The sequence below is a fragment of the Bacteroides eggerthii genome, from assembly GCF_025146565.1.
Taxonomy (GTDB): Bacteria; Bacteroidota; Bacteroidia; order Bacteroidales; family Bacteroidaceae; genus Bacteroides; species Bacteroides eggerthii.
In genome coordinates, this window is the sequence record NZ_CP102258.1 from 1,133,584 (window position 1) to 1,155,634 (window position 22,051).

Sequence of the window (22,051 nt, forward strand, 5' to 3'; positions counted from 1 at the left end):
GTAGTAAAAACAGTGAAAGCAAAAGTAAGTAAATTCTTTAAAATACTCTGCGCTTTTTTGCAATAATAAATTAGTCATTTAAGAGTTAAAATGGATTTTGTAAATATTGGAATGAAAATAATGGCTATATTTGCAACATGTGATACTTTTTTAACTGATTGAAATGGAAAACCCAAACTACATTATGAGGGAGATAACCCCTTTGTCTGAACGTGATTGTTTTTATATTGCAGATCGTCGTAAAACCGAATTTACTTATCCTATTCATTGCCATGCCGAATATGAGTTGAATTTTACGGAACATGCTTCCGGAGTGCGTCGGGTAGTCGGTGATTCTGCGGAGGTTATCGGGGATTATGATTTAGTGTTGATTACAGGTAAAGAGTTGGAGCATGTGTGGGAGCAACATGAATGTACTTCAAGGGATATCCGAGAAATTACAATTCAGTTTTCTTCAGATCTTTTCTTTAAAGACTTTATCAATAAAAATCAGTTTGATAGTATTCGCCGGATGTTGGAAAAAGCACAATGTGGTATTAGTTTTCCAATGCAGGCTATTATGAAAGTCTATAATTGGTTGGATAAGTTGGCTTCTGAAGAACAGGGATTTTATGCGGTAATGAATTTTCTTCGAATACTTTATGAACTATCTCTGTATGATAATGTAGAAGTGCTTTCTAGTTCTTCGTTTGCTAAAATAGACAATTTTTCAGACAGTCGTCGCGTGCAAAAAATTCAGAAGTATATTGCGGATCATTATCAAGAAGATATACGTTTGGCAGATATGGCAGAGATGGTAGGAATGACTCCAGTGTCATTTAGCCGTTTTTTTCATTTGCGCACAGGTAAAACTCTTTCTGACTATATTATTGATATTCGTTTAGGGTTTGCTACACGATTGTTAGTTGACTCAAGTCAGACTATTGCTGAAATATGTTATGATTGTGGGTTTAATAATTTATCTAACTTTAATAGAATGTTTAGAAAGAAAAAAGGATGCTCGCCTAAAGAGTTTCGTGAAAACTATCGGAAGAAGAAAATTGTTATATAATATTTAGTGTATTTGTAGAGAACAGGAAGAGGTATTCGAAAGGATGCCTCTTTTTTTGTTGTTTAATGCGAACGTATCATTTGAATATGATAAAATAGTATTAGTTTTTTGCATGGCAATGGCCTAATTTTGTCGTGTCTAATCTATGAGATATACCGGTTTTAAGAAAGATGAAAATATCTGAATATTTAGTTTAATAGAATGATTGCTTATTGTGAAATTATTAATCTATATTGGTCTTATTTTTAAATAGCATGAAAAATGTACTATTCTTTTTAATGGCATTCTTATTTGAATGTCAGATTGTAGCCCAGGAGGTTATTATTAGAGGTTCTGTGGCGGATGCTGCAGATGGTTCTCCTTTGATAGGAGCGAATGTGTTGGTAAAAGGTACCAGTGTGGGTACTATTACGGATGTGGAAGGAAAGTTTAGTTTGAAAGTTCCTAAAGGAACGTCGAAGTTGACTTTCTCTTGTGTAGGTTATCAAGAACAGGAAGTTGCTTTGAAAGCGAATCAAACAATGTTGGATGTTTCTATGCGTGAAGATTCAGAATTACTTGATGAAGTTGTCGTTATTGGGTATGGTGGAGCTAAGAAGTCGGATCTTACCGGTGCTGTAAGTGTATTGGAATCTTCTGATTTGTTAGACGCTAATCCGTTGAGTGTGTCACAAGGATTGCAAGGTAAGATTGCAGGTGTGAATGTAACTCAAACAGACGGTGCTCCGGGTGCAGGTATGAATATCTTGATTCGAGGTATTAATTCATTCTCAACAAGTACGGAACCTCTTTATGTTGTCGATGGAGTTCCTTTTGAAGGAGCGTCTTCATTAATTAATCCATCTGATATTGAAACTCTTACGGTTTTGAAAGATGCTTCGTCTACAGCTATTTATGGTTCGCGAGGTGCTAATGGAGTTATATTGATAACAACAAAACAAGGAAAAAGAGGGAATGATCGGATTGAATTCTCGGCAAACTATGGTTTCTCTAATGTTTTAAAGAGAATAAACGTATTGGATGGTCCTACTTATATTCGTTATAGAAATGAAGCGGTAAGTAATTATATGTATTACGATAATGCAGATGATGAATTGCCGTATCCGATAACAGGACCGGGATATTATGACCCTGCTCAGGGATATTATAGACCGTCTTATGAAGATTTTGAAAATGGATATTTGAATGGAACAGGAACTGATTGGCAGGATGTGATTTACAAAACAGGTGTAACGCAAGAATACAATTTGAGTATTTCCGGAGCAAGTGAAAAAGGGAACTACTCTGTTTCTGGTGGTTACTATAACCAGAAGGGTGTTATCGAAGGTTCCGGTTATAGCCGTATTAGCTTGCGTACCAATATCAATAGAAATTTGCGCGATTTTATCCGCGTTGGTACAAGTACGTCGGTAGTACGGAGTGTAGGAGATTATGTGAAGGCAAGTACTAGCTCAAATAGTGTCGTTCGTTCTGCTTTGTGGTATCCTTCTGATTTGCCTATTTATGATGAGAATATTGAAGGTGGGTTTACGCGTGTGGACTGGCTTGCGGCTAATCCCTATTTGCAAATACGTGATTCAAAAGATCAGACAGTAACTTATAATATATTTTCATCCAATTATTTGGAGGTCGATATCTTGAAGAGCTTGAAATTCAAGCAGACAGCAGGTGTAAGTTATGTTGGCAATAATAATTATTCTTATTATGGTAGCACTACTTTGGATGGTAGGAATGCTCCTAATGGTAAAGCTTCTCAATCTGACAGTTGGAGTACTCGATTGGTCATGGAATCAATGTTGACTTATGATAAGGTATTTAAGAAAGATCATCATTTGAATGTTATGGCTGCATTTACGGCAGAGCGCTCAGATTATGGTAGTAAGGCAATTTCTGTATATGACTTTGATAATGATTATCTGTTAATGTGGAATTTAGGAGCTGCGAAAAAACAAAATAAGCCCTCAAGTGGACGAGGTATGTCTTCTTTAGCTTCTGTATTAGGTAGAGTGAATTATAATCTGAAAGAGAGGTATTTGTTTACAGCATCATTTCGCTATGATGGTTCTAGTAAATTTTCAAAGGATAACCGTTGGGCATTTTTCCCGTCAGTGGCTCTTGCTTGGAGAGCTTCAGAGGAATCATTCATCAAGAATTGGAATGTCTTTAGTAATTTGAAGTTACGTGCCAGCTATGGTCAAACTGGTAATCAGGCTATAGGCTCATATCAAACTGTTTCATCGTTATCTCCGGTTGGTTCTGCATTGAATGGTTCTATCGTAAGTGGAGGTGTTGATTCATTCTTGAATAATACACAGTTGATTTGGGAAACAACAGAACAGACGGATTTAGGACTTGAAATGGGATTCTTCGATAACCGTTTGAATTTTACAGTTGATTTGTATCATAAAAAGACGAGAGACTTATTACAAAACATAATCATTCCGTCCAGTACCGGATTTGGTTCTAAAATTGTAAACTCCGGTAATATGATCAACCGTGGTTTAGAATTGTCTATGAAAGCATTTATTATAGCACAGAAGAATTTTGGTTGGGACATCAATGCTAACATTGCTTTTAATAAGAACAAGATAAAAGGTTTGAAGACCGACCAGTTTGCACAAGCTCTGTGGTCAGATGTTGACCAAGTGTTTATTCAGCGGAATAATTGTCCGGTAGGATATATTTATGGCTATGTTGAAGATGGATTCTATGATAATGAAGCTGAAGTACGTGCAGATCCCGCATATGCCAATGCTTCGAGTGCTGTTATCCGTTCTAAACTTGGTGAAATCAAATATAAAGATTTGGATGGAAAGCCCGGAATTACTTCGGATGACCGAACGATAATTGGAGATGTCAATCCAAATTTCACCTTTGGTTTCACAAATAATTTCCAATGGAAAGACTTGTCTTTGAGTATGTTCTTCCAAGGAAGTGTGGGAAATGATATCTTTAATGGTAATTTGATGGAGCAAAAAATGGTGGAAGTTAGTAATATAACGCAGGAAGCCTATGACACACGTTGGACTCCGGACAATTACGAAAATGCGAAGTGGCCTAAACCGACAGAGAATATGAGCAGACAACTCCAAGTATCAGATCGATTTGTAGAAGATGGTTCATATTTGAGATTAAAAAGTCTGAATGTGGAATATAAGTTTAGATCACCTGTGAAATTTGTTAACTCATTGACGGTTGGCGTTACAATGACGAATTTGTTTACGATTAGTAATTATAGTTGGTATGATCCGGAAGTTAACGCATTCGGTGGAGATGCTTCTCGTAGAGGAGTAGATGTATTCTCTTATCCGTCTAATCGTACTTATTCATTGAATTTTAAATTAGTATTATAGTTAATTCTTTATATTATGAAGATCAGATTGTTAATAGCTTTGTTAATAGCCTCTGTTACTATTACTTCGTGTAATGACTTTTTAACAGAAAAGGAATATGATTTTATAGGTCCCGGTCTTGTCGGCGATTCAGAAGATTCAAAAGAATATTGGTTAAATGGAGTGTATTCAACATTTAATTCCGGAGAGTACTTCTTATATGGCGCGTTTGAACAGATGTGGGAATTGGATAGTGATGATGTGACGGGACCGGCTTGGGCGATGTCCGGTATTGGAGCTGGAGTTTTTACTGAGTTTTGGGGATATAATGTAACATGGACAGGACCTTATAATATTATCCATCGTGCAAATCAAGCCCTGCTTAGAGTAGCTGAAATGGGTTCATTGTCAGAAGAATCTAAGAATGATGCGCTTGGACAGTTATATTTTCTGCGGGCATTTGCTTATTTCCAGTTGGTAAGAGCTTATGGACCGTGCCCTATTCATGAAACGTCTGTATCTGAAGGAGATGAACCTCACAAACCTCGTGCAGCGGTATCAGAAGTGTATGCTCAGATTATAAAAGATTTGAAAATGGCAGAGACTCTTATGTTTTCTATGAAGTCTCAGGAACATAAACCGGGTCGTCCTGCCAGTGGTGCTGCCAGTTTGCTGTTAGCAAAAGTTTATCTGACTATGGCATCGGGGGCTGCTCCGGCCGGAACGGAAGTTACAGTATTGGGAGGACCTGCGTTTAAGGATGAAAATGGAACACGTGTGAAAATTGCGAAGCCGGCTCCGATTACTTATGCTAAAAGTGTAGTTGCCGGTTATGAGGTTTTTGATTCTCAAGAGTATTTTAAGTTAGCCAAAGAGAAAGCTTATGAAGTAATTCAGAGTGGCGATTATGAGTTGTTTAAAACTTGGGGTGAAATCTGGAAAATCGAGAACCGTAATACGAAAGAACATATGTTCTCTTTACAGTCTCTTTCAAGCGATTCATCATTAGGCAATTCGTTGGCATATAATTTTATTGGGCTAATGAATCTTACTACAATGCACCGTAAGGAAGGTGGATGGTTTGGCTTGCGTTCACATTGGTATGAATTGTTCGAAGAGCAGGATGCCAGAATATTGGAAGGTGTTGTTCATAGATGGACCGGTGATCCGGAGTTGGAAACAGGACAATACCGTTATTATCCGGAAAAGCATAAAGATAAAGTTGAAGCAGAAGATCCGACTTATGGATATAAAAAGGAGGATGTATATTTTGATTTTGATCAAAATGCTATTGCAAGATTGACAAAATTCTTCTGTACATCAGATCCGACTCAAAGATATGGAGATTTCCCTTATCCGTGGTTGCGTTATGCTGAGGCTTTCCTGATTTTTGCTGAAGCTGAAAATGAATTGAATGGTCCGACTTCAGATGCTTATGCTGAATTAAATAAAATTCGGAGACGTAGCAATGCTTCGGATGCACCGGCAAATATGAATAAAACGGAATTTCGTTCATTCGTATTGGAAGAGCGTCGTAGAGAATTGGCATTGGAAGGTAACCGACGTTGGGATTTGGTTCGTTGGGGAATCTATTTGCCTGTAATGAATGATATCGATATCGATGAGAACAATGTGATAAAGCGTCGTGAAAGTAGAAGTTTGTTATTCCCTATTCCTGTAGGTGAAATAGATTCAAACGATGCGATATTGGAGAATAATCCTGGGTGGTAATTTAAAAATGGAAAATTATGAAAAGTAAATTTTGTTCTTTTATGATACTTTGTGCACTATTGTTTGTAGCTTGCGATAATGATACAGACAATATGGCTCAACCTCAGGTAATGAAAATTACTTCAACTACAGATTTAGAGACATCGTTGAGTGCTTGTAACTTAGGCGACTGGGTAGTTGTTCATGGTGAGGGGTTGGATAATGTTACTTCAATCAATGTGAACGGAGTAGAACTTAATATTAGAGATGTCTTTCGGGAAGCGAATCGGATAACGCTGCAAATTCCTCGTGAACTTCCTGAAGGAGAACCTACAAATAAGATTAGAGTAAATGTTGCGGGCCTTGTTGCAGAAACTGACCTTGCTGTGTCAATTCCGGATTTAATTGTTACAGGTTTGGACAATGAATGGGCAGTTGCCGGGGAGACGGTGAAAGTGTGTGGTAACAACTTTGATTTATATGATGTGACGGCAGATGCTGGAGAGGTGTTCTTTGGTGATGTCAAAGCTGAAATTACTGAAACGCAAGCCACTTTTGTAACAGTAGTAGTACCTAATGGAGTATCGAATAAAAGCCAGATTAAAGTGGTAAGTAAAAAATCAACTGTAATTGCTCCTGTGCTATACCGCGATGATACTAATCTTTTTGAAGGTTTTGAAGGTGGATTTGGTTGGGCTGGAACGGACAACTTGGTTACAGATGGAAGTCGTGAAGGCGATATTGCACCTTGTAATGGTAAGTATTTTTATATGAATGAAGTTCTTCATGCCAATTGGTATATTTTTATAGCTAATGCAGTTATGTGGCCTAAGGAAATGTGGGAAAATCCTGAAAATTGGTGCATGAAGTTTGAAATGTTTACACAAAAACCTTTCAGTGGCAACTACTTCCAATTTGATCAAACTCATTATCTGTGGAAACCAGAAGAGCATGGAGTAACTAATACTCATGGTAAGTGGCAAACAATGGTTTTAGAGATGACCGATGTTCTATTTGAAGGGTATACTCAAAATCCGGAAGCTGCTTTCTTATTCCAAATATCTCTTCATGGAGGAAATGCGGAAACAGTGGACATAGGACTTGATAATTTCCGCTTATATAGAAAAAATTAATTTTAGTTATTTGAGAGCCTGTTTGAATTTTGTTATAAGGCGATTTGAACAGGCTCTTATTAAATGTACGTAAACTATGCATCGTTTTAGATTTTTAATATTATTCTTTTCTTTTGTACTGGTTCTTCATTCGTGCTCTAACACTGAAGATAAATTTGTTAGAATCAACAACTCTCATTTTGAAGTGAATGGTAAGCCCTATTATTTTGTCGGTACAAATTTCTGGTATGGGGCAATTTTGGCTTCTCAGGGTGAAGGAGGCGATAGAGAGCGTTTGGTTCAAGAATTAGATTATTTAGATTCTATTGGAATAAATAATTTACGTATATTAATCGGAGCCGATGGACAAGACGGAACACTGACCAAAGTGATGCCAACTTTGCAAAAGTTACCGGGTGTTTATAATGATACTATTTTTGATGGTTTGGATTTCCTTTTGGCAGAAATGGGAAAAAGGGAGATGTACGCTGTCTTGTATTTTACAAATAGCTGGGAATGGAGTGGAGGCTATGGACAATATTTGGAATGGACCGGACATGGAGTGGCTCCTATACCATCTAAAGATGGCTGGAATACATATATTGATTATGTATCGCAATATGCAACTTGTGACGAATGCACTGAGTTGCTGAAAAAGCATATAACAAATGTTGTAAATAGGGTTAATTCTTATACAGGTGAAAAATATATAGATGATCCTACGATTTTCTCATGGCAAATTTGCAATGAACCACATGCATTTGGTGATGAGAATAAAGAAGCGTTTGAGAATTGGATGACAGAAGTGGCGAAACACATACGCTCTTTGGACCCCAATCATTTGATTTCTTCCGGTTCTGAAGGTATTGCAGGATCTGAATTTGATAAATCTCTTTATGAACGTATTCATACAAAATCGGATATTGATTATTTCACATTGCACATTTGGCCGCTCAACTGGGGATGGGTTGACGGAAGTAATATGAAAGACTCATTGGAGTTGTGCATTGAGCGGACCAATAAATATATAGCGGAGCATATTGAACTGGGTGTCAAGCACCAGAGACCGGTTGTTATTGAGGAGTTTGGAATGCCTCGTGACGGACGTAAGTATCAGTTGGATGTTCCAACAGAATGCCGTGATAGATATATGGAGAATGTGTTTGAGCAAGTGGTACTTAGTAGCCGTAATCAAGGAGTGTTGGCAGGTTGCAATTTCTGGGCATGGGGAGGACTTGGAAGACCTCATTCGGAACATATTTATTGGCAACCCGGAGATGCCTATTTGGGTGATCCGGCTCAAGAGGAACAAGGGTTAAACTCTGTTTTTGATACAGACTCCACTATACAATTAATATTGAAATATACTAATAAAATCGTGAAAGAGTAAGATGAGAAATCGTATAGATAAAATCTTTCTGTCTGTTTGGGGGCTATTTATGCCTCTGTATGCTTTGGGAGATGACTATGGAACTTTTTATGAAAAGTTTATAGACCCTCCAAAAGAATATAGGCCTGCACCTCTATATGTATGGAATACACAAGTAACTGCTGAACTGATAAATCATACAATGGAAGATTTGCATGAACAAGGTTTTGGAGGCGTTTTTGTGCATCCTCGTCCTGGATTAAAAAACGAGTATTTATCGGATGAGTGGTTTTCTCTTTTTCAGCATACATTAAATACTGGTAAAAAATTGGGAATGAATGTATGGGTTTATGATGAAAATACCTTTCCTAGTGGTTTTGCTGGTGGACATGTAAATGCAGAAATGCCAGAAAGTTATAATCAAGGAGGGAGCATTGTATTGTATCAGTATAATAAACTTCCAGAAAATATAGATAATCTTTATTTAATTTTAAAAGAAGAAGCTGGAAATTATGTGGATGTGACAGCAAATTTTTTGTCAGAGCGTAAAAAAAATGGAAAATATTATGTTTATGTAAAAAGTTTTGAGCCTCGAGTTGCTTGGCATGGAGGATACTCTTATGTAGATTTACTTTATCCTGGTGTTACACAGAAGTTCTTGGAAGTGACAGGAAAAGGGTATGAGAAAGTTGCATCCAAAGACTTTGGAAAATATTTGCCTGGCTGGTTTACTGATGAACCTCATGTTGGTCCTCCGGGAGGAGGAATACGTTGGACTCCCGATTTGTTTGATACTTTCTACAAGCGTTGGAAATATGATTTGAAGTCATATCTGCCTTCTTTATCATTGGATGTAGGCCCCTGGAAGCAGGTTCGTCATGATTATTATCAAACCTTGTTAGACCTGTTCATAGAACGCTGGGCTAAACCGTATTATGAATATTGCAGTGAGCGCGGATTGGCTCTTACCGGACATTATTGGGAACATGCCTGGCCTGAGATTACGTATGGACCGGACAATATGGCAATGTATGCTTGGCAACATGTGCCTGGTATTGACATGTTGATGAACCAATTTGATGAAGATGAACCTCAGGCTCAATTTGGAAATGTACGCTCTGTAAAAGAAGTTCGCAGTGTGGCTAATCAATTGGGACGCGAACGAATACTTTGTGAGACTTATGGCGCTTCAGGTTGGGAAGAACGTTTTGAGGATTTTAAAAGATTGGGAGATTGGCAAACTGTGTTGGGAGTTAATTTTATGAATCAACATCTCTCGCATCTCAGTTTGGCGGGTGACCGTAAATATGATTGTCCTCCTTCTTTCTCGGAACATTCCCCATGGTGGCGTCATTATAAAAACTTGAATGATCATTTTTCTCGTTTATCTGTTGCGATGTCTGTAGGTGAACAAATAAATGATATTTTAGTAATAGAGCCGACTACAACAATTTGGATGTATTATGTGACTTGGGCAAGTCGCCCTCAGTTGTGGAATATAGGACGTAGTTTCCAGCGTTTTGTTACTACATTGGAAAAGTCACAGTCCGAGTATGATTTGGGGTCGGAACAGGTTATTAGTGATTATGGGAGCATTTGCAATCATCGTTTTAAGGTTGGGCAACGAGAATATTCAACAGTGGTAATTCCTCCTTTAACTGAAAATTTGAACAAGAGGACTTTTGACCTTTTAAAAGAATTTGCAAAAGTTGGGGGTAAAATATTGGCATTTGCAATACCGACATTGGTAGACGGTTGCGAAAATCGAGAAATTGTTTCTTTTTTTCAAAAGAATAAGTCTGTAATAAGAGAGAAAGAACTTACACAAGAAGTTGTTGATAAATATTTGCTTCCCAAAGATTTTCGTATTGTATCCAATCAAGGGGGCAATCTTTTTCATCATCGTCGTAAAATGTCGGATGGAGAAGTTGTGCTATTGGTAAATTCCGATTTGAATGAATCGTCTAAAGGTATGGTACAGCTTGCCGGAGCCGGAGTTGTTGAACTCAATACATTCTCTGGTAAAGTTGTTGATTACCCGAACAGTCGTTCATCTGAGAATGTAAAGTTTGATTATGAGCTATCACCCGGTGGACACTTATTGGTTTATGTATTTGAAAAGAAACATCACTCTTATCAATCTTCACCGGTAACCACGCAGCGTGAATATATAATGCCCGTTTCTCCTTTGAAAATAAATCCGTTGGCAGATAATGTGCTTGTGGTTGATTTTTGTGATTTGGAGTTGGCGGATAGTGTGCATAAGGATATTCATATTTATGAAGCCGATCAGAAAGTATTCAAGCATTTTGGCTTTCCGGAAGGTAATCCGTGGGGAACAGCCATACAGTATAAGAAAAATATAGTAGAGCGTGATATAAATAAACATGAAGGCTTTAAACTGACCTATCATTTCCAGTTTGACAATTTGTTTAATGTATCAACTGCCGATTGGAAGATAGTTATAGAGCGATCCAATCTCTATTCTATCGCTATAAATGGAATTGAAGTAAGTAACCAAACAAATGAATGGTGGCTTGATCGTGATTTTTGTGTATTGCCGCTTGGAAAATATATTTGTAACGGTGTCAATTCGCTTACTTTATCCATTGATTCAATGAATTTGGATGCAGAGCCAGCTCCTATCTATGTATTGGGAGACTTTAAACTACTCTCAGCTGAGCATGGTTGGAAAATGGTAGGTTTGAACAATAAAATAGAATTGGGTAGTTGGAGAGTACAAGGCAGTCCTTTTTATGCAGATGCGGTTACTTATGAACAAAGCTTTCAGGTGCCTTATTGTGAAAATATGGGTTATGAAGTTCAATTAGGCAAATGGAATGGAACGGTTTCTGAGGTATTGGTTAATGGCGTTTCTGCCGGTATTATAGCATTTAAACCTTATACATTGGACGTATCGAAATTGATTCGACCGGGAATCAATCAGATATCGGTTAAAGTTGTGGGAAGTAATAAGAATTTGTTCGGTCCTTTTCATAATGAATCCTCTATAGGCTTCGTGACTCCTAATTTGTATAAAGGAACAGTAAATTATCCGGCAGGTAAAGATTATATGCAATTTGATTATGGTTTGTATGAACCTTTTTTATTGTTAAGTAAATCTAAATGAAATCATTAAATTTTTATTATATATGAAGACGCGTTATATGAGGGTTTTGTTGGGTATCCTATTGTCCATTGTTTCGTTCGCTCCGGTGAAGGGAAATGTTACTAACGTAGATTTTGCCCCTGCACATTGGATATGGTATCCGTCCGGACGTGTTTTGCAAAACACTTTTGTATTGTTTCGTAAAGAGTTTAATTTAGAAAAACAACCTAAACAAGCTATAGGTTGGATTTTAGCAGATAGTCGTTATCAACTTTTTGTAAATGGACATAGAGTTCAATGGGGACCTGCTCCTCATGATCCCCGTTGGCCTGAAGCAGATCCGGTTGATGTTACATCTTTATTGAAAGAAGGTAAAAATGTTATAGCCTGTCAAGTCCTATTTTATGGGATGGGCGAAGGCACATGGGCTATGGGAAAACCGGGACTTATTATGAATCTGGATGTTGATGGTGAAAAAATAGTAACCGATAACACTTGGAAAAGTTTCTTGGCTGATAGTTGGAAACCGGGACAGTATAAGAGAAGCTTCTTGAGAACATTGCAAGAGTGTTTTGACGCAAATAATTTCCCTTATGGTTGGGATACTGCTGATTTCCAGGAAAATGCAGATTGGATACCGGCGTCGGAATCACAAGCTTCAGCTGCTAAGCCATCGATTTGTGCTGGCTTTGCAGAATATCAGTGGGAAATTTATGGAAATCAGTCGACTACAGATATTCGCCAACGTTCGATTCCTATGATGAAAGAAAACAATGTATCTGTAGATAAATTGGTTGAAACAGCTTGGGTTACTTGGAAACGCCCATGTGAAGAGTATTTCGATATGTTAGTTCCTAATGCTTATGAAGCAGAATGGGCTGATTTGGCTCATAAGAAATCAAATGATGCGTGGGAAGTCAAAGACTCTTTGGGAAAAGCTGCTATATTGACATTTGATTTTAAAGAACAATCTGTTGGATGGCCTTATTTTACCATTGATGCTCCTGAAGGCACTATAGTAGAACTATTGGTACATGAGGCTCATCAACCGGGAGGACCTGTATTGTTGAATTCTCATTTTAATGCATGGAGCCGTTTTGTATGTAAAGAAGGAATTAATCATTTTGAAACTTTTGATTTTGAATCTTTACGTTGGTTACAACTTCATATTCGTAATAATTCAAGGTCTGTGACTGTTAGTAACGTTGGTATGCGACGCAGGCAGTACAATTTCCCTGTAGTTCCTCAGATTCATATGAAGGATGGTAAATTACAGAGATTGATGGATGCTGCGGTAAATACACTCTATAATTCAGCCCAAGAAACAGTTGTAGACGGTATGGCACGCGAACGTCAGCAATATAGTGGCGACGGAAGTCATCAGCTGCATGCTTTATACCAAGCTTTTGGAGAAAGTAGATTGCCTAAACGATTTATCCATACCTTTAGTCAAGGTATGACATTGGATGGTTACTTTTTGGATTGTTGGCCTGCTTTCGACCGTTTGGCGCGTATTATAGAACGTCAAATGCAGTTGACGGATTGGGGACCCATATTAGATCATGGTGTAGGCTTCTGTTTCGAGAATTATCATTATTATCAGTATACAGGTGATTTGGACGGGTTGAAGGAGTCTTATCCACGTTTATTGCGCTTCTTTGATTATCTAAAAGAGTTACGGGGCAATGATAAATTGTTGCCGGTTGAGAATATTGGTATTCCTTCAGTTTGGATTGATCATCAGGCATTCCGTCAACAGAAACATAAACAATGTGCTTTCAACTTGTATGTTTCGGCGATGTGTACGAGAGCATTGTTACCGTTATGTAATGCTTTTGGTGATGTAAATAAGTCTCGCGAGGTGAAAGAGTTTGGAGACTCTTTGTTGAAAGAAACGGTAGCGGCATTCTGGTCTTCTGATCAAAAAGCATTTGTTGATAACTTGCCTTGGGTAAGCGAAGATCAGGGTCAAACATACTATAGTGATAGGACATTAGCGTTGGCTATCCTTTTTGATATGTGTCCTAATGATGATGATACAGCGTGTGTCCGTTTGTTAGCTGATAAAAATAAGATAGGCGTTTCATATCCTTGTAATGCAATATGGGCTATGTGGGCGTTGGCTAAAGCCAATCGTATGGATATAATACTGAAGGATATGCGTGAATTGTGGGCTACAATGCCGTCTGTGACTATCAACAATACAATTCAAGAGTTTTGGCAGACGGAACCCGATTCATGGTCGCAATGGAGTCATTGCGCTGTTGGTCCATTGATTATTCTGTATCAAGGAATTGCAGGAATACGTCCATTGAAACCCGGATATGAGGAGTGTATGATTTCGCCCCAATTAGGAGATTTGACTGATGTTGAATTGGAAGTCCAAACTCCGGCGGGTGGAATACATTTTAAGACAGAAGGAAAATATGGAAAGAGAACATTGTTGCTTGATATACCTGCGGGAATAAAGGCTGTATTGAATTTGGATAGTCGTGAGAATGTAAAGCTGAAACCTTTGATATCAAATGATTCAGTAAAAGGCAAAAAGCAATATGAACTTATCGGAGGAAAAACTTATAAACTGAATTTGAAGTATATGTAATTTAATAAAATATATCACTGCTGGGCACTTAGTCCCAGCTGATTTTCAATTGTTTATAATTTAGTTCTTTGACATTTTTGTAATCGCAATCGGTAAGTATCTTTCTTACAGGTTTTTATCCAGTAGAGAGAAGCTCAAGATTTGTAGAATTTCGTAGATTGGACGGTTAATTTTCAATTTGTAAGCGACAATGGCAACTAGACAGTATGTTATGATGGCACAGTACACTTGTGTCTTGACTGCATTCATCGTGGTCCCCCAAAAAGATTTTACTCTCAGGTGTTGCTTTATCCATTTGAAAAATAGTTCCACCTGCCAACGGTTCTTGTATAGCAAAGCTATTTCCTCTGCTGAGAGTCCCATGTTGTTGGTGATGAACACAAATTCTCTGTCCAGTTCTTCATCGTAGTATTTAACCCGTCGGAGTTTGTCCGGATATGCTTTGAGCGATTTATACGTTTCAAGCATTCCAATTTGGTCACATTTTATTCCGGTTATTTTATCGACCTCATGGGAATACATTCTACGGAATCTCATATTATCCTTTGCACGTGTAACGAAGTAAGCACTGCTGGTGTGAAGCTTATGTAAACGAGTGAAGTCAACATATCCTTTATCCATGATATAGAAACTTTCCTTTTCATAGTTTAACTCGTCCAGCATGTTTACGTCATGTACTTTGGTGTTGGTTATCAGTACGATTGTCGGTATGGAGGTCTTTACATCATACAATGTATGAAGTTTGATGCCTCCTTTGTGTTTCCTAAATTCTGCCCACCAAAAAACATTCAGGCAAAGGTCTATGGTGGAGGAATCAAAGGCATAAACATCACCGTCAACTTTCACCTCAAAGTCATTTCTGTAGTAGCTGTTACGGGCTTCTGCAATCAAGGTATAGGCAAATTCTTCGTAGATACGATAATCCCTATTCCGGTTTGCTTTCCCTAGATTGGTACGGGTAACTGTTGAGCCGAGTCCCAAGTGATAGTACTTGTTCTTGTGCGCCTCAAGGCTAAGCATAAGGTCACGCATACTGTCCCGGGCGGTCAGTTGTCCGAAGATCATGCACAACATCTGATTCCAACAGGTGAATGTTCTGATTTTCTTATTCCCGGAATACTTCTCTACCAAGCGGTCAAAGACACGACGAGGAAGAAAATCTGTAAGTTGAGCGAAAATATATTTGCCTTGATTCATTGTTTCGAGCTTTTGGGCAAAGCTAAAACAACTTTTCAATTCAAATCGTCACGCTCCAAAAAGATACATAACTATGCGATTATCAAATATTTCAAAGAACGATGTTTAATTTAAAGTGCCCACTAGTGAAAATATATGGTTATGAAAAAAGTAAAAATTGGATTGTTAGGAACCGGACTTGATACATATTGGAACCAATTTGAAGGCTTGCATGATGCATTGTTAGCTTATCAGGAGAAGATTTGCTCAAAAATGGAAGTTGTAAATGACGTAGAGGTGGTAAATGTAGGATTGGTTGATAATGCGCAGAAATCCATCGAAGCAGCTGATAAATTAGTAAGCGAAGGAGTTGATATCGTCTTTTTATATATGTCAACTTATTGCTTGTCATCGACGGTTTTGCCTATAGCTCAGAGGGTTAATTGTCCTATTATTATATTGAATCTTCAACCGACTTCAGCAGTAGACTATGATTATATGAATAGTTTGCAAGATCGTGGTAAGATGACCGGTTATTGGTTGATGAACTGTCAGGCATGCTCTGCTCCGGAAATTATTTCTGTTTTGAAGAGAGCCGGTTTGCGCTTTGATTTAGTTTCGGGGTATTTGGATGATCCATTGGCTTGGAAAGAAATTTATGAATGGATTAATGCCGCTGTAGCATACCGTAAAATGTACGATAACCGATTGGGTATTTTAGGACATTACTATGGAGGTATGTTAGACGTATATACCGATGTAACCAAGCAGTCTGCTGTTTTTGGAACTCAGATTGAGATTTTGGAAATGTGTGAGCTTAAAGCTTTGCGTGATGCTGTAACAAAAGAAGAGATTGATGAAAAGATTGTAGAGTTCCGTAATGCTTTTAAAGTAGATGACAGATGTGATGATAAAGAACTTGTTCGGGCAGCTTGTACTTCTGTTGCTTTGGATAAGTTGGTGAAAGCTCATGATTTGGGCTCAATGGCATATTATTATGAAGGATTTGCGGGAAATGATTATGAAAATATAGTAACATCCGTAATCGCAGGAAATACACTGCTGACAGGAAAAGGAATCCCCGTTGCTGGTGAATGTGAGGTAAAAAATGTTCAGGCGATGAAGATTCTTTCAGCTTTAGGTGCCGGTGGTTCGTTCTCTGAGTTTTATGCATTAGACTTTGATGATGACATTGTAATGTTGGGACACGACGGTCCTGCCCATTGGGCGATAGCAGATGGTGAAGTCGAGCTTGTTCCATTGCCTATCTACCATGGCAAACCCGGAAAGGGACTTTCTATACAGATGTCTGTGAAATGTGGTCCGGTTACCATTCTTTCTGTTTGTGAAGGAGAAAATGGAGTTTATCTGTTGGTAGCGGAGGGAGAAGCTGTTGAGGGACCGGTATTCCATATCGGAAATACGAATAGCCGTTATCGTTTTGCTTGTGGTGCACGTGAATTTATTAATAAGTGGAGCAAAGGCGGTCCTTCTCACCATTGTGCAATCGGAATAGGACATTGGGCTTATACATTGGAAAAAATGGCATTTTTGTTTAATATTCCTATTATAAAAGTTTGCGAATAAATTGCTCTTGACTTGATTATAATAACTTAATTATAAGATTATTGTATGAAATTTAAAACATTACTTTGTATAAATGCATTGGCACTTTGTGTCTCTTCTTGTAGAGTAAGCGTAGAAGAGACAACCCTTGAAACCCAAAAGCTATTAAGTAACCTTCAGACGATGTCGTCAAAAGGCATAATGTTTGGACATCATGATGATACGGTTTATGGCATTGGCTGGGAGGGAGATGAAGGACGATCTGATGTAAAAAGTGTCTGTGGAGATTATCCGGCTGTAATCAGTTTTGATTTAGGGGAAATAGAACTCGGGCAAGATGAGAACTTGGATAAAGTTTCTTTTGATAAGATACGAAAGGAAATTGTAAATCAATATGAAAGAGGCGGTATGGTCTCTTTAAGTTGGCATGTTCGTAATCCATTAACAGGAGGAGATGCATGGGATGTATCCGACTCAACTGTAGTCCGTTCCATTTTGCCGGGTGGAAGCATACATGATAAATTCGTCAACTGGATGGATTATGTTGCAACCTTTCTTAATTCTTTAAAAGATTCGGATGGAGTAAAAGTTCCTGTTTTGTTCCGCCCTTGGCATGAACATACCGGTAGCTGGTTTTGGTGGGGAGAAAAACTATGTTCCTCTGCTGAGTATAAACAACTATGGCGTATGACTGTAGAAACTTTGCAAGCTAAAGGTGTGAACAATGCGCTTTATGCGTATTCTTCAAGTTCTAATTTGCAAGATAGTTGCCAATATTTGGAACGTTATCCCGGGGATGATATAATCGATGTTATGGGATTTGATGCATATCAGGGTGATAGCCTGGCTTTTGCCCAAGATATGAAATCCTCTTTAAATGTTCTCAGTGAGGTTGGTAAGAAGCATAATAAAATTATAGCGCTTACAGAAACCGGATATGAAAGCATTCCTGATGCTAAATGGTGGACTGATACACTTTTACCGCTTGTTGAATCTGTTCCTCTATCTTATGTATTGGTTTGGCGTAATGCACGTGAGCGGCCGACTCATTATTATGCTCCTTATCCGGAGCAAGTTTCTGCAGAGAACTTTGTAGAATTTTACAACGATTCCAGAACTTTATTTGTTTCAAATGTTAATTTATATGAGTAATACAATGGGAAATAATTATAAAGAAAAGATTAATGCGCTTTTAAAAGATTACGAAGCGCTGATAACACAAAAGAATGAACCGGTAGAGAATGGCAACGGTATATTTACCCGTTACAAACATCCTGTGCTGACAGCTGCCCATACCCCTATCTTCTGGCGTTACGATTTGGATGAAAACAGTAATCCTTATCTAATGGAACGAATCAGCATTAATGCCACGATGAATTCCGGTGCCATAAAATGGAACAATAAGTACTTATTGGTGGTTCGGGTGGAAGGGGCCGATCGTAAATCATTCTTTGCCATAGCCGAAAGTCCGAATGGTGTTGACAATTTCCGTTTTTGGGATTATCCGATAATGATGCCTGAAGACATTGTTCCGGCAACTAATATTTACGACATGCGTCTCACAGCCCATGAAGACGGTTGGATATATGGTATTTTCTGTGCGGAACGGCACGATGACACAGCTCCTGTGGGAGATTTGTCTTCTGCAACGGCTACGGCAGCTATTGCCCGTACCAAAGACCTGAAAACCTGGGAGCGTCTGCCGGACTTGAAAACTAAAAGTCAGCAACGTAATGTGGTGCTTCATCCGGAATTTGTAGATGGTAAATATGCACTTTATACCCGTCCGCAGGATGGTTTCATAGATGCCGGAAGCGGTGGAGGTATTGGTTGGGCATTGGTGGATGACATAACGCATGCTGAAGTAAAGGAGGAAAAGATTATTGACCAACGCTATTATCATACTATCAAAGAGGTGAAGAATGGCGAAGGGCCGCATCCTATCAAAACCTCTAAGGGGTGGTTGCACTTGGCACATGGAGTACGTGGTTGTGCGGCAGGATTGCGTTACGTACTTTATATGTATATGACAGCCTTGGACGATCCCTCCAAACTGATAGCTGCTCCCGGTGGTTATTTCATGGCGCCCGAAGCGGAAGAACGTATAGGCGATGTAAGCAACGTACTTTTCTCCAACGGGTGGATTGTTGATGATGACGGAACGGTATTTATCTATTATGCTTCTTCCGATACGCGGATGCATGTTGCAACCTCTACTGTCGATAAGTTAGTGGATTATTGCATGAATACTCCTGTTGACGGTTTGAGTTCGTCCGCATCGGTGGACACTTTAAAGAGATTGATAGATAAGAATTTGGAATTATTGAAACAGCAACCTGTTTCTAAATAAACATAGTATGATAAAACTTACAGAGAAAATAGGCTATGGATTTGGAGATATGGCCTCATCCATGTTCTGGAAACTGTTCGGCGCTTATCTGATGATATTCTATACGGATGTTTTCGGTTTGCCGGCTGCGGTGGTAGGGACTATGTTCCTGATAACAAGAATATGGGATTCGGCTTTCGACCCTATTGTCGGAGTTGTTGCCGATCGCACACACTCCCGTTGGGGAAAGTTCCGGCCTTATCTCTTGTGGTTGGCCGCTCCGTTCGGTATCATAGGTGTGCTGACTTTTGTTACTCCGGACTGGAGTCCGACCGGTAAGTTGGTTTATGCTTATGTCACCTATTCGTTGATGATGATGATATATTCTGCCATCAATGTCCCTTACGCTTCTCTATTGGGCGTGATGAGTCCTAATCCTAAAGAACGCAACACACTTTCTACATATAGAATGACCTTTGCCTACATCGGTAGTTTTATAGCTTTGCTGCTGTTTATGCCGTTGGTAAACTTTTTCAGTGGTAACAGTAAGGACTTGGGCGACCAGCAGACCGGTTGGACTATGGCGGTTGTTGTTATAGCCATATTATGTATTATTTTATTCTTCGGTTGTTTTGCCTGGACAAAAGAGCGGGTAAAGCCTATCAAAGAAGCACAGAATCCGTTGAAAGAAGATCTGAAAGATCTGTTTAAAAACAAGCCTTGGTGGATCTTATTGGGTGCGGGTGTGGCTGCTTTGGTATTCAACTCCATTCGTGATGGCGCTACTGTCTATTACTTCAAGTATTTTGTTGTAGAGGAAGATTATGCAACTGTCTCCTTTTTCGGAATGTCATTCGTGTTGAGTGGATTATATCTCGCTTTGGGGCAGGCTGCCAATATAATAGGCGTGATAGCTGCCGCTCCCGTCAGCAACCGCATCGGCAAGCGTAACACCTATATGTGGGCTATGATTATAGCCACAGTCCTTAGCGTTCTTTTCTATTGGTTTGATAAGGAAGACCTGATATGGATGTTTGTTTTTCAGGCACTGATCAGCATTTGTGCGGGTAGCATCTTTCCGTTGCTTTGGTCCATGTATGCCGATTGTGCTGATTATTCGGAACTGAAAACCGGTAATCGTGCCACCGGTTTGATATTCTCCTCTTCTTCCATGAGCCAGAAGTTCGGTTGGGCTATCGGGACGGCAATCACCGGCTGGTTGCTTGGCTTTTTTGGCTTTCAGGCAAATGCCGTACAAAGTGAAGAAGCGATTAGCGGTATCAAGATGTTCCTGAGTTTTCTACCGGCGGTAGGCACGATATTGAGTGTGGTCTTCATCAGTATGTACCCGCTTACTGAAAAGAAAATGAAAGATATAACAACTGAATTGGAATGTAAAAGACAATTATAAGAAAATGATGTGTATGAATATACTAAGCGAGATGCAGCTTGAGATGCGCACTGTGCTGGAAGATAATATTCTTTCGTTTTGGGAAGATAAAATGACAGATTCGGTGCATGGTGGTTTCTATGGCCGCATCACCGGGACAGGTAAGCTGGAACCGCAGGCTGTGAAAGGAGCTGTACTCAATGCCCGCATATTGTGGACTTTCTCGTCGGCTTACCGCCTGTTGGGGAAAGCCGAATATCTGGAGACAGCCACTCGTGCCAAACGTGTCATTATTGATCAATTCTACGACAAGGAACAGGGTGGAATATATTGGTCGCTCGACTATGCAGGTCGTCCTGCAGATACCAAGAAACAAATTTATGCCTTAGGTTTTGCCATTTACGGCCTGAGTGAATACCATCGTGCTACCGGAGATGAAGAAGCGCTGACCTATGCCATCCGTCTCTTCAAAAGCATTGAACAATATAGTTTCGATTCCGTAAAGAACGGTTATTGCGAAGCATTAACTCGTGATTGGAACAACATTTCCGATATGCGTCTCAGTGACAAGGATGAGAATGAACGCAAGACCATGAATACCCATTTGCACATTTTGGAGCCTTACACAAATCTCTATCGCGTGTGGAAAGACGCCGTTCTTGAGAAGCAACTTTGTAACCTGATAGAGCTTTTCACAGATAAGATATTGAACCAGCAAACCGGACATTTGGAGCTCTTTTTTGATGATGATTGGGTGAGCAAATACCGTATCATATCCTATGGGCATGACATTGAGGCTTCCTGGCTGATTCATGAGGCGGCTTTAGTCTTGGGAGATAAAGCGCTGTTGGAGAAAGTGGAACCTTTGGTGGAGTACATTGCGGCCGCAGCCGATGAAGGATTGACGTCCGAGGGCGGCATGATTTACGAGACTTTCCCCGACAAAGGCACTACAGACCGGGATTGCCATTGGTGGGTGCAAGCCGAAAACGTGGTGGGGCACATTAATCTTTATCAACATTTCGATGATGAAGTGGCTCTTCAGAAAGCATCTCGCTGTTGGGAGTATATCAAGAAGCATTTGATAGATTACAAAAACGGAGAATGGTATTGGAGCGTTCGTGCCGACGGAACGGTAAACACAGCCGATGATAAGGCGGGTTTCTGGAAATGCCCCTATCATAACGGGCGCATGTGTATGGAAATGATAGAGCGCTTTTCTTAAAAAAACAGGTTAGTTGTTTTCAGGTTGAGGCTATATTAGAGTGAGGTATTGGGGAATATCCATTCTGATATAGCCTTTCC

At 39.2% G+C, this 22,051-nt stretch carries 13 protein-coding genes; 12 read left to right on the forward strand and 1 reads right to left on the reverse strand.

Going from position 1 to position 22,051, the window contains the following annotated elements; all coding sequences use genetic code 11:
• The first annotated feature begins 163 nt into the window (after positions 1-163).
• The 7 genes from NQ546_RS04645 to NQ546_RS04675 all read left to right on the forward strand — a co-directional run bounded on the left by NQ546_RS04645 (position 164) and on the right by NQ546_RS04675 (position 14,285).
• Entirely contained in the window at positions 164-1,051 is an 888-nt protein-coding gene (locus tag NQ546_RS04645; RefSeq protein WP_004292320.1) for an AraC family transcriptional regulator, read from the forward strand.
• 254 nt (positions 1,052-1,305) lie between these two features.
• Positions 1,306-4,404, forward strand: coding sequence for a SusC/RagA family TonB-linked outer membrane protein (locus NQ546_RS04650; RefSeq protein WP_004292321.1), 3,099 nt, complete (start codon positions 1,306-1,308; stop codon positions 4,402-4,404).
• A gap of 15 nt (positions 4,405-4,419) precedes the next feature.
• Positions 4,420-6,114, forward strand: coding sequence for a RagB/SusD family nutrient uptake outer membrane protein (locus NQ546_RS04655; protein WP_004292322.1), 1,695 nt, complete (start codon positions 4,420-4,422; stop codon positions 6,112-6,114).
• Positions 6,115-6,131: 17 nt separating this feature from the next.
• Positions 6,132-7,226, forward strand: a complete 1,095-nt coding sequence (locus tag NQ546_RS04660; protein ID WP_004292323.1) for a glycan-binding surface protein — start codon at positions 6,132-6,134, stop codon at positions 7,224-7,226.
• A gap of 76 nt (positions 7,227-7,302) precedes the next feature.
• Complete coding sequence (locus tag NQ546_RS04665) at positions 7,303-8,595, forward strand: glycoside hydrolase 5 family protein (protein WP_004292324.1); 1,293 nt, start codon at positions 7,303-7,305, stop codon at positions 8,593-8,595.
• Position 8,596: 1 nt separating this feature from the next.
• Positions 8,597-11,704 carry a glycosyl hydrolase gene (locus tag NQ546_RS04670; RefSeq protein ID WP_004292325.1) on the forward strand — a complete coding sequence of 1,036 codons (3,108 nt, stop codon included), beginning with the start codon at positions 8,597-8,599 and terminating at the stop codon, positions 11,702-11,704.
• Between the two features lie 172 nt (positions 11,705-11,876).
• On the forward strand, positions 11,877-14,285 hold the full coding sequence (locus tag NQ546_RS04675) for an alpha-L-rhamnosidase-related protein (protein WP_167319264.1): 2,409 nt from the start codon (positions 11,877-11,879) through the stop codon (positions 14,283-14,285).
• Between the two features lie 105 nt (positions 14,286-14,390).
• Here the strand turns inward: NQ546_RS04675 and NQ546_RS04680 are convergent, their stop codons facing one another.
• Complete coding sequence (locus NQ546_RS04680; protein ID WP_004292327.1) at positions 14,391-15,482, reverse strand: IS4 family transposase; 1,092 nt, start codon at positions 15,480-15,482, stop codon at positions 14,391-14,393.
• Positions 15,483-15,617: 135 nt separating this feature from the next.
• Here NQ546_RS04680 and NQ546_RS04685 point away from each other — a divergent pair, with 135 nt between their 5' ends.
• The 5 genes from NQ546_RS04685 to NQ546_RS04705 are packed head-to-tail and all read left to right on the forward strand — an operon-like array spanning position 15,618 to position 21,971.
• Complete coding sequence (locus NQ546_RS04685; RefSeq protein ID WP_004292328.1) at positions 15,618-17,048, forward strand: L-fucose/L-arabinose isomerase family protein; 1,431 nt, start codon at positions 15,618-15,620, stop codon at positions 17,046-17,048.
• Between the two features lie 45 nt (positions 17,049-17,093).
• On the forward strand, positions 17,094-18,179 hold the full coding sequence (locus NQ546_RS04690) for a glycoside hydrolase family 26 protein (RefSeq protein ID WP_004292329.1): 1,086 nt from the start codon (positions 17,094-17,096) through the stop codon (positions 18,177-18,179).
• A gap of 4 nt (positions 18,180-18,183) precedes the next feature.
• Positions 18,184-19,377: a glycoside hydrolase family 130 protein gene (locus NQ546_RS04695; protein WP_039953566.1), complete on the forward strand. Its 1,194-nt coding sequence runs from the start codon at positions 18,184-18,186 to the stop codon at positions 19,375-19,377.
• 7 nt (positions 19,378-19,384) lie between these two features.
• Entirely contained in the window at positions 19,385-20,767 is a 1,383-nt protein-coding gene (locus NQ546_RS04700) for an MFS transporter (RefSeq protein ID WP_004292331.1), read from the forward strand.
• 13 nt (positions 20,768-20,780) lie between these two features.
• Complete coding sequence (locus tag NQ546_RS04705) at positions 20,781-21,971, forward strand: AGE family epimerase/isomerase (protein ID WP_039953567.1); 1,191 nt, start codon at positions 20,781-20,783, stop codon at positions 21,969-21,971.
• Positions 21,972-22,051 lie beyond the last annotated feature (80 nt).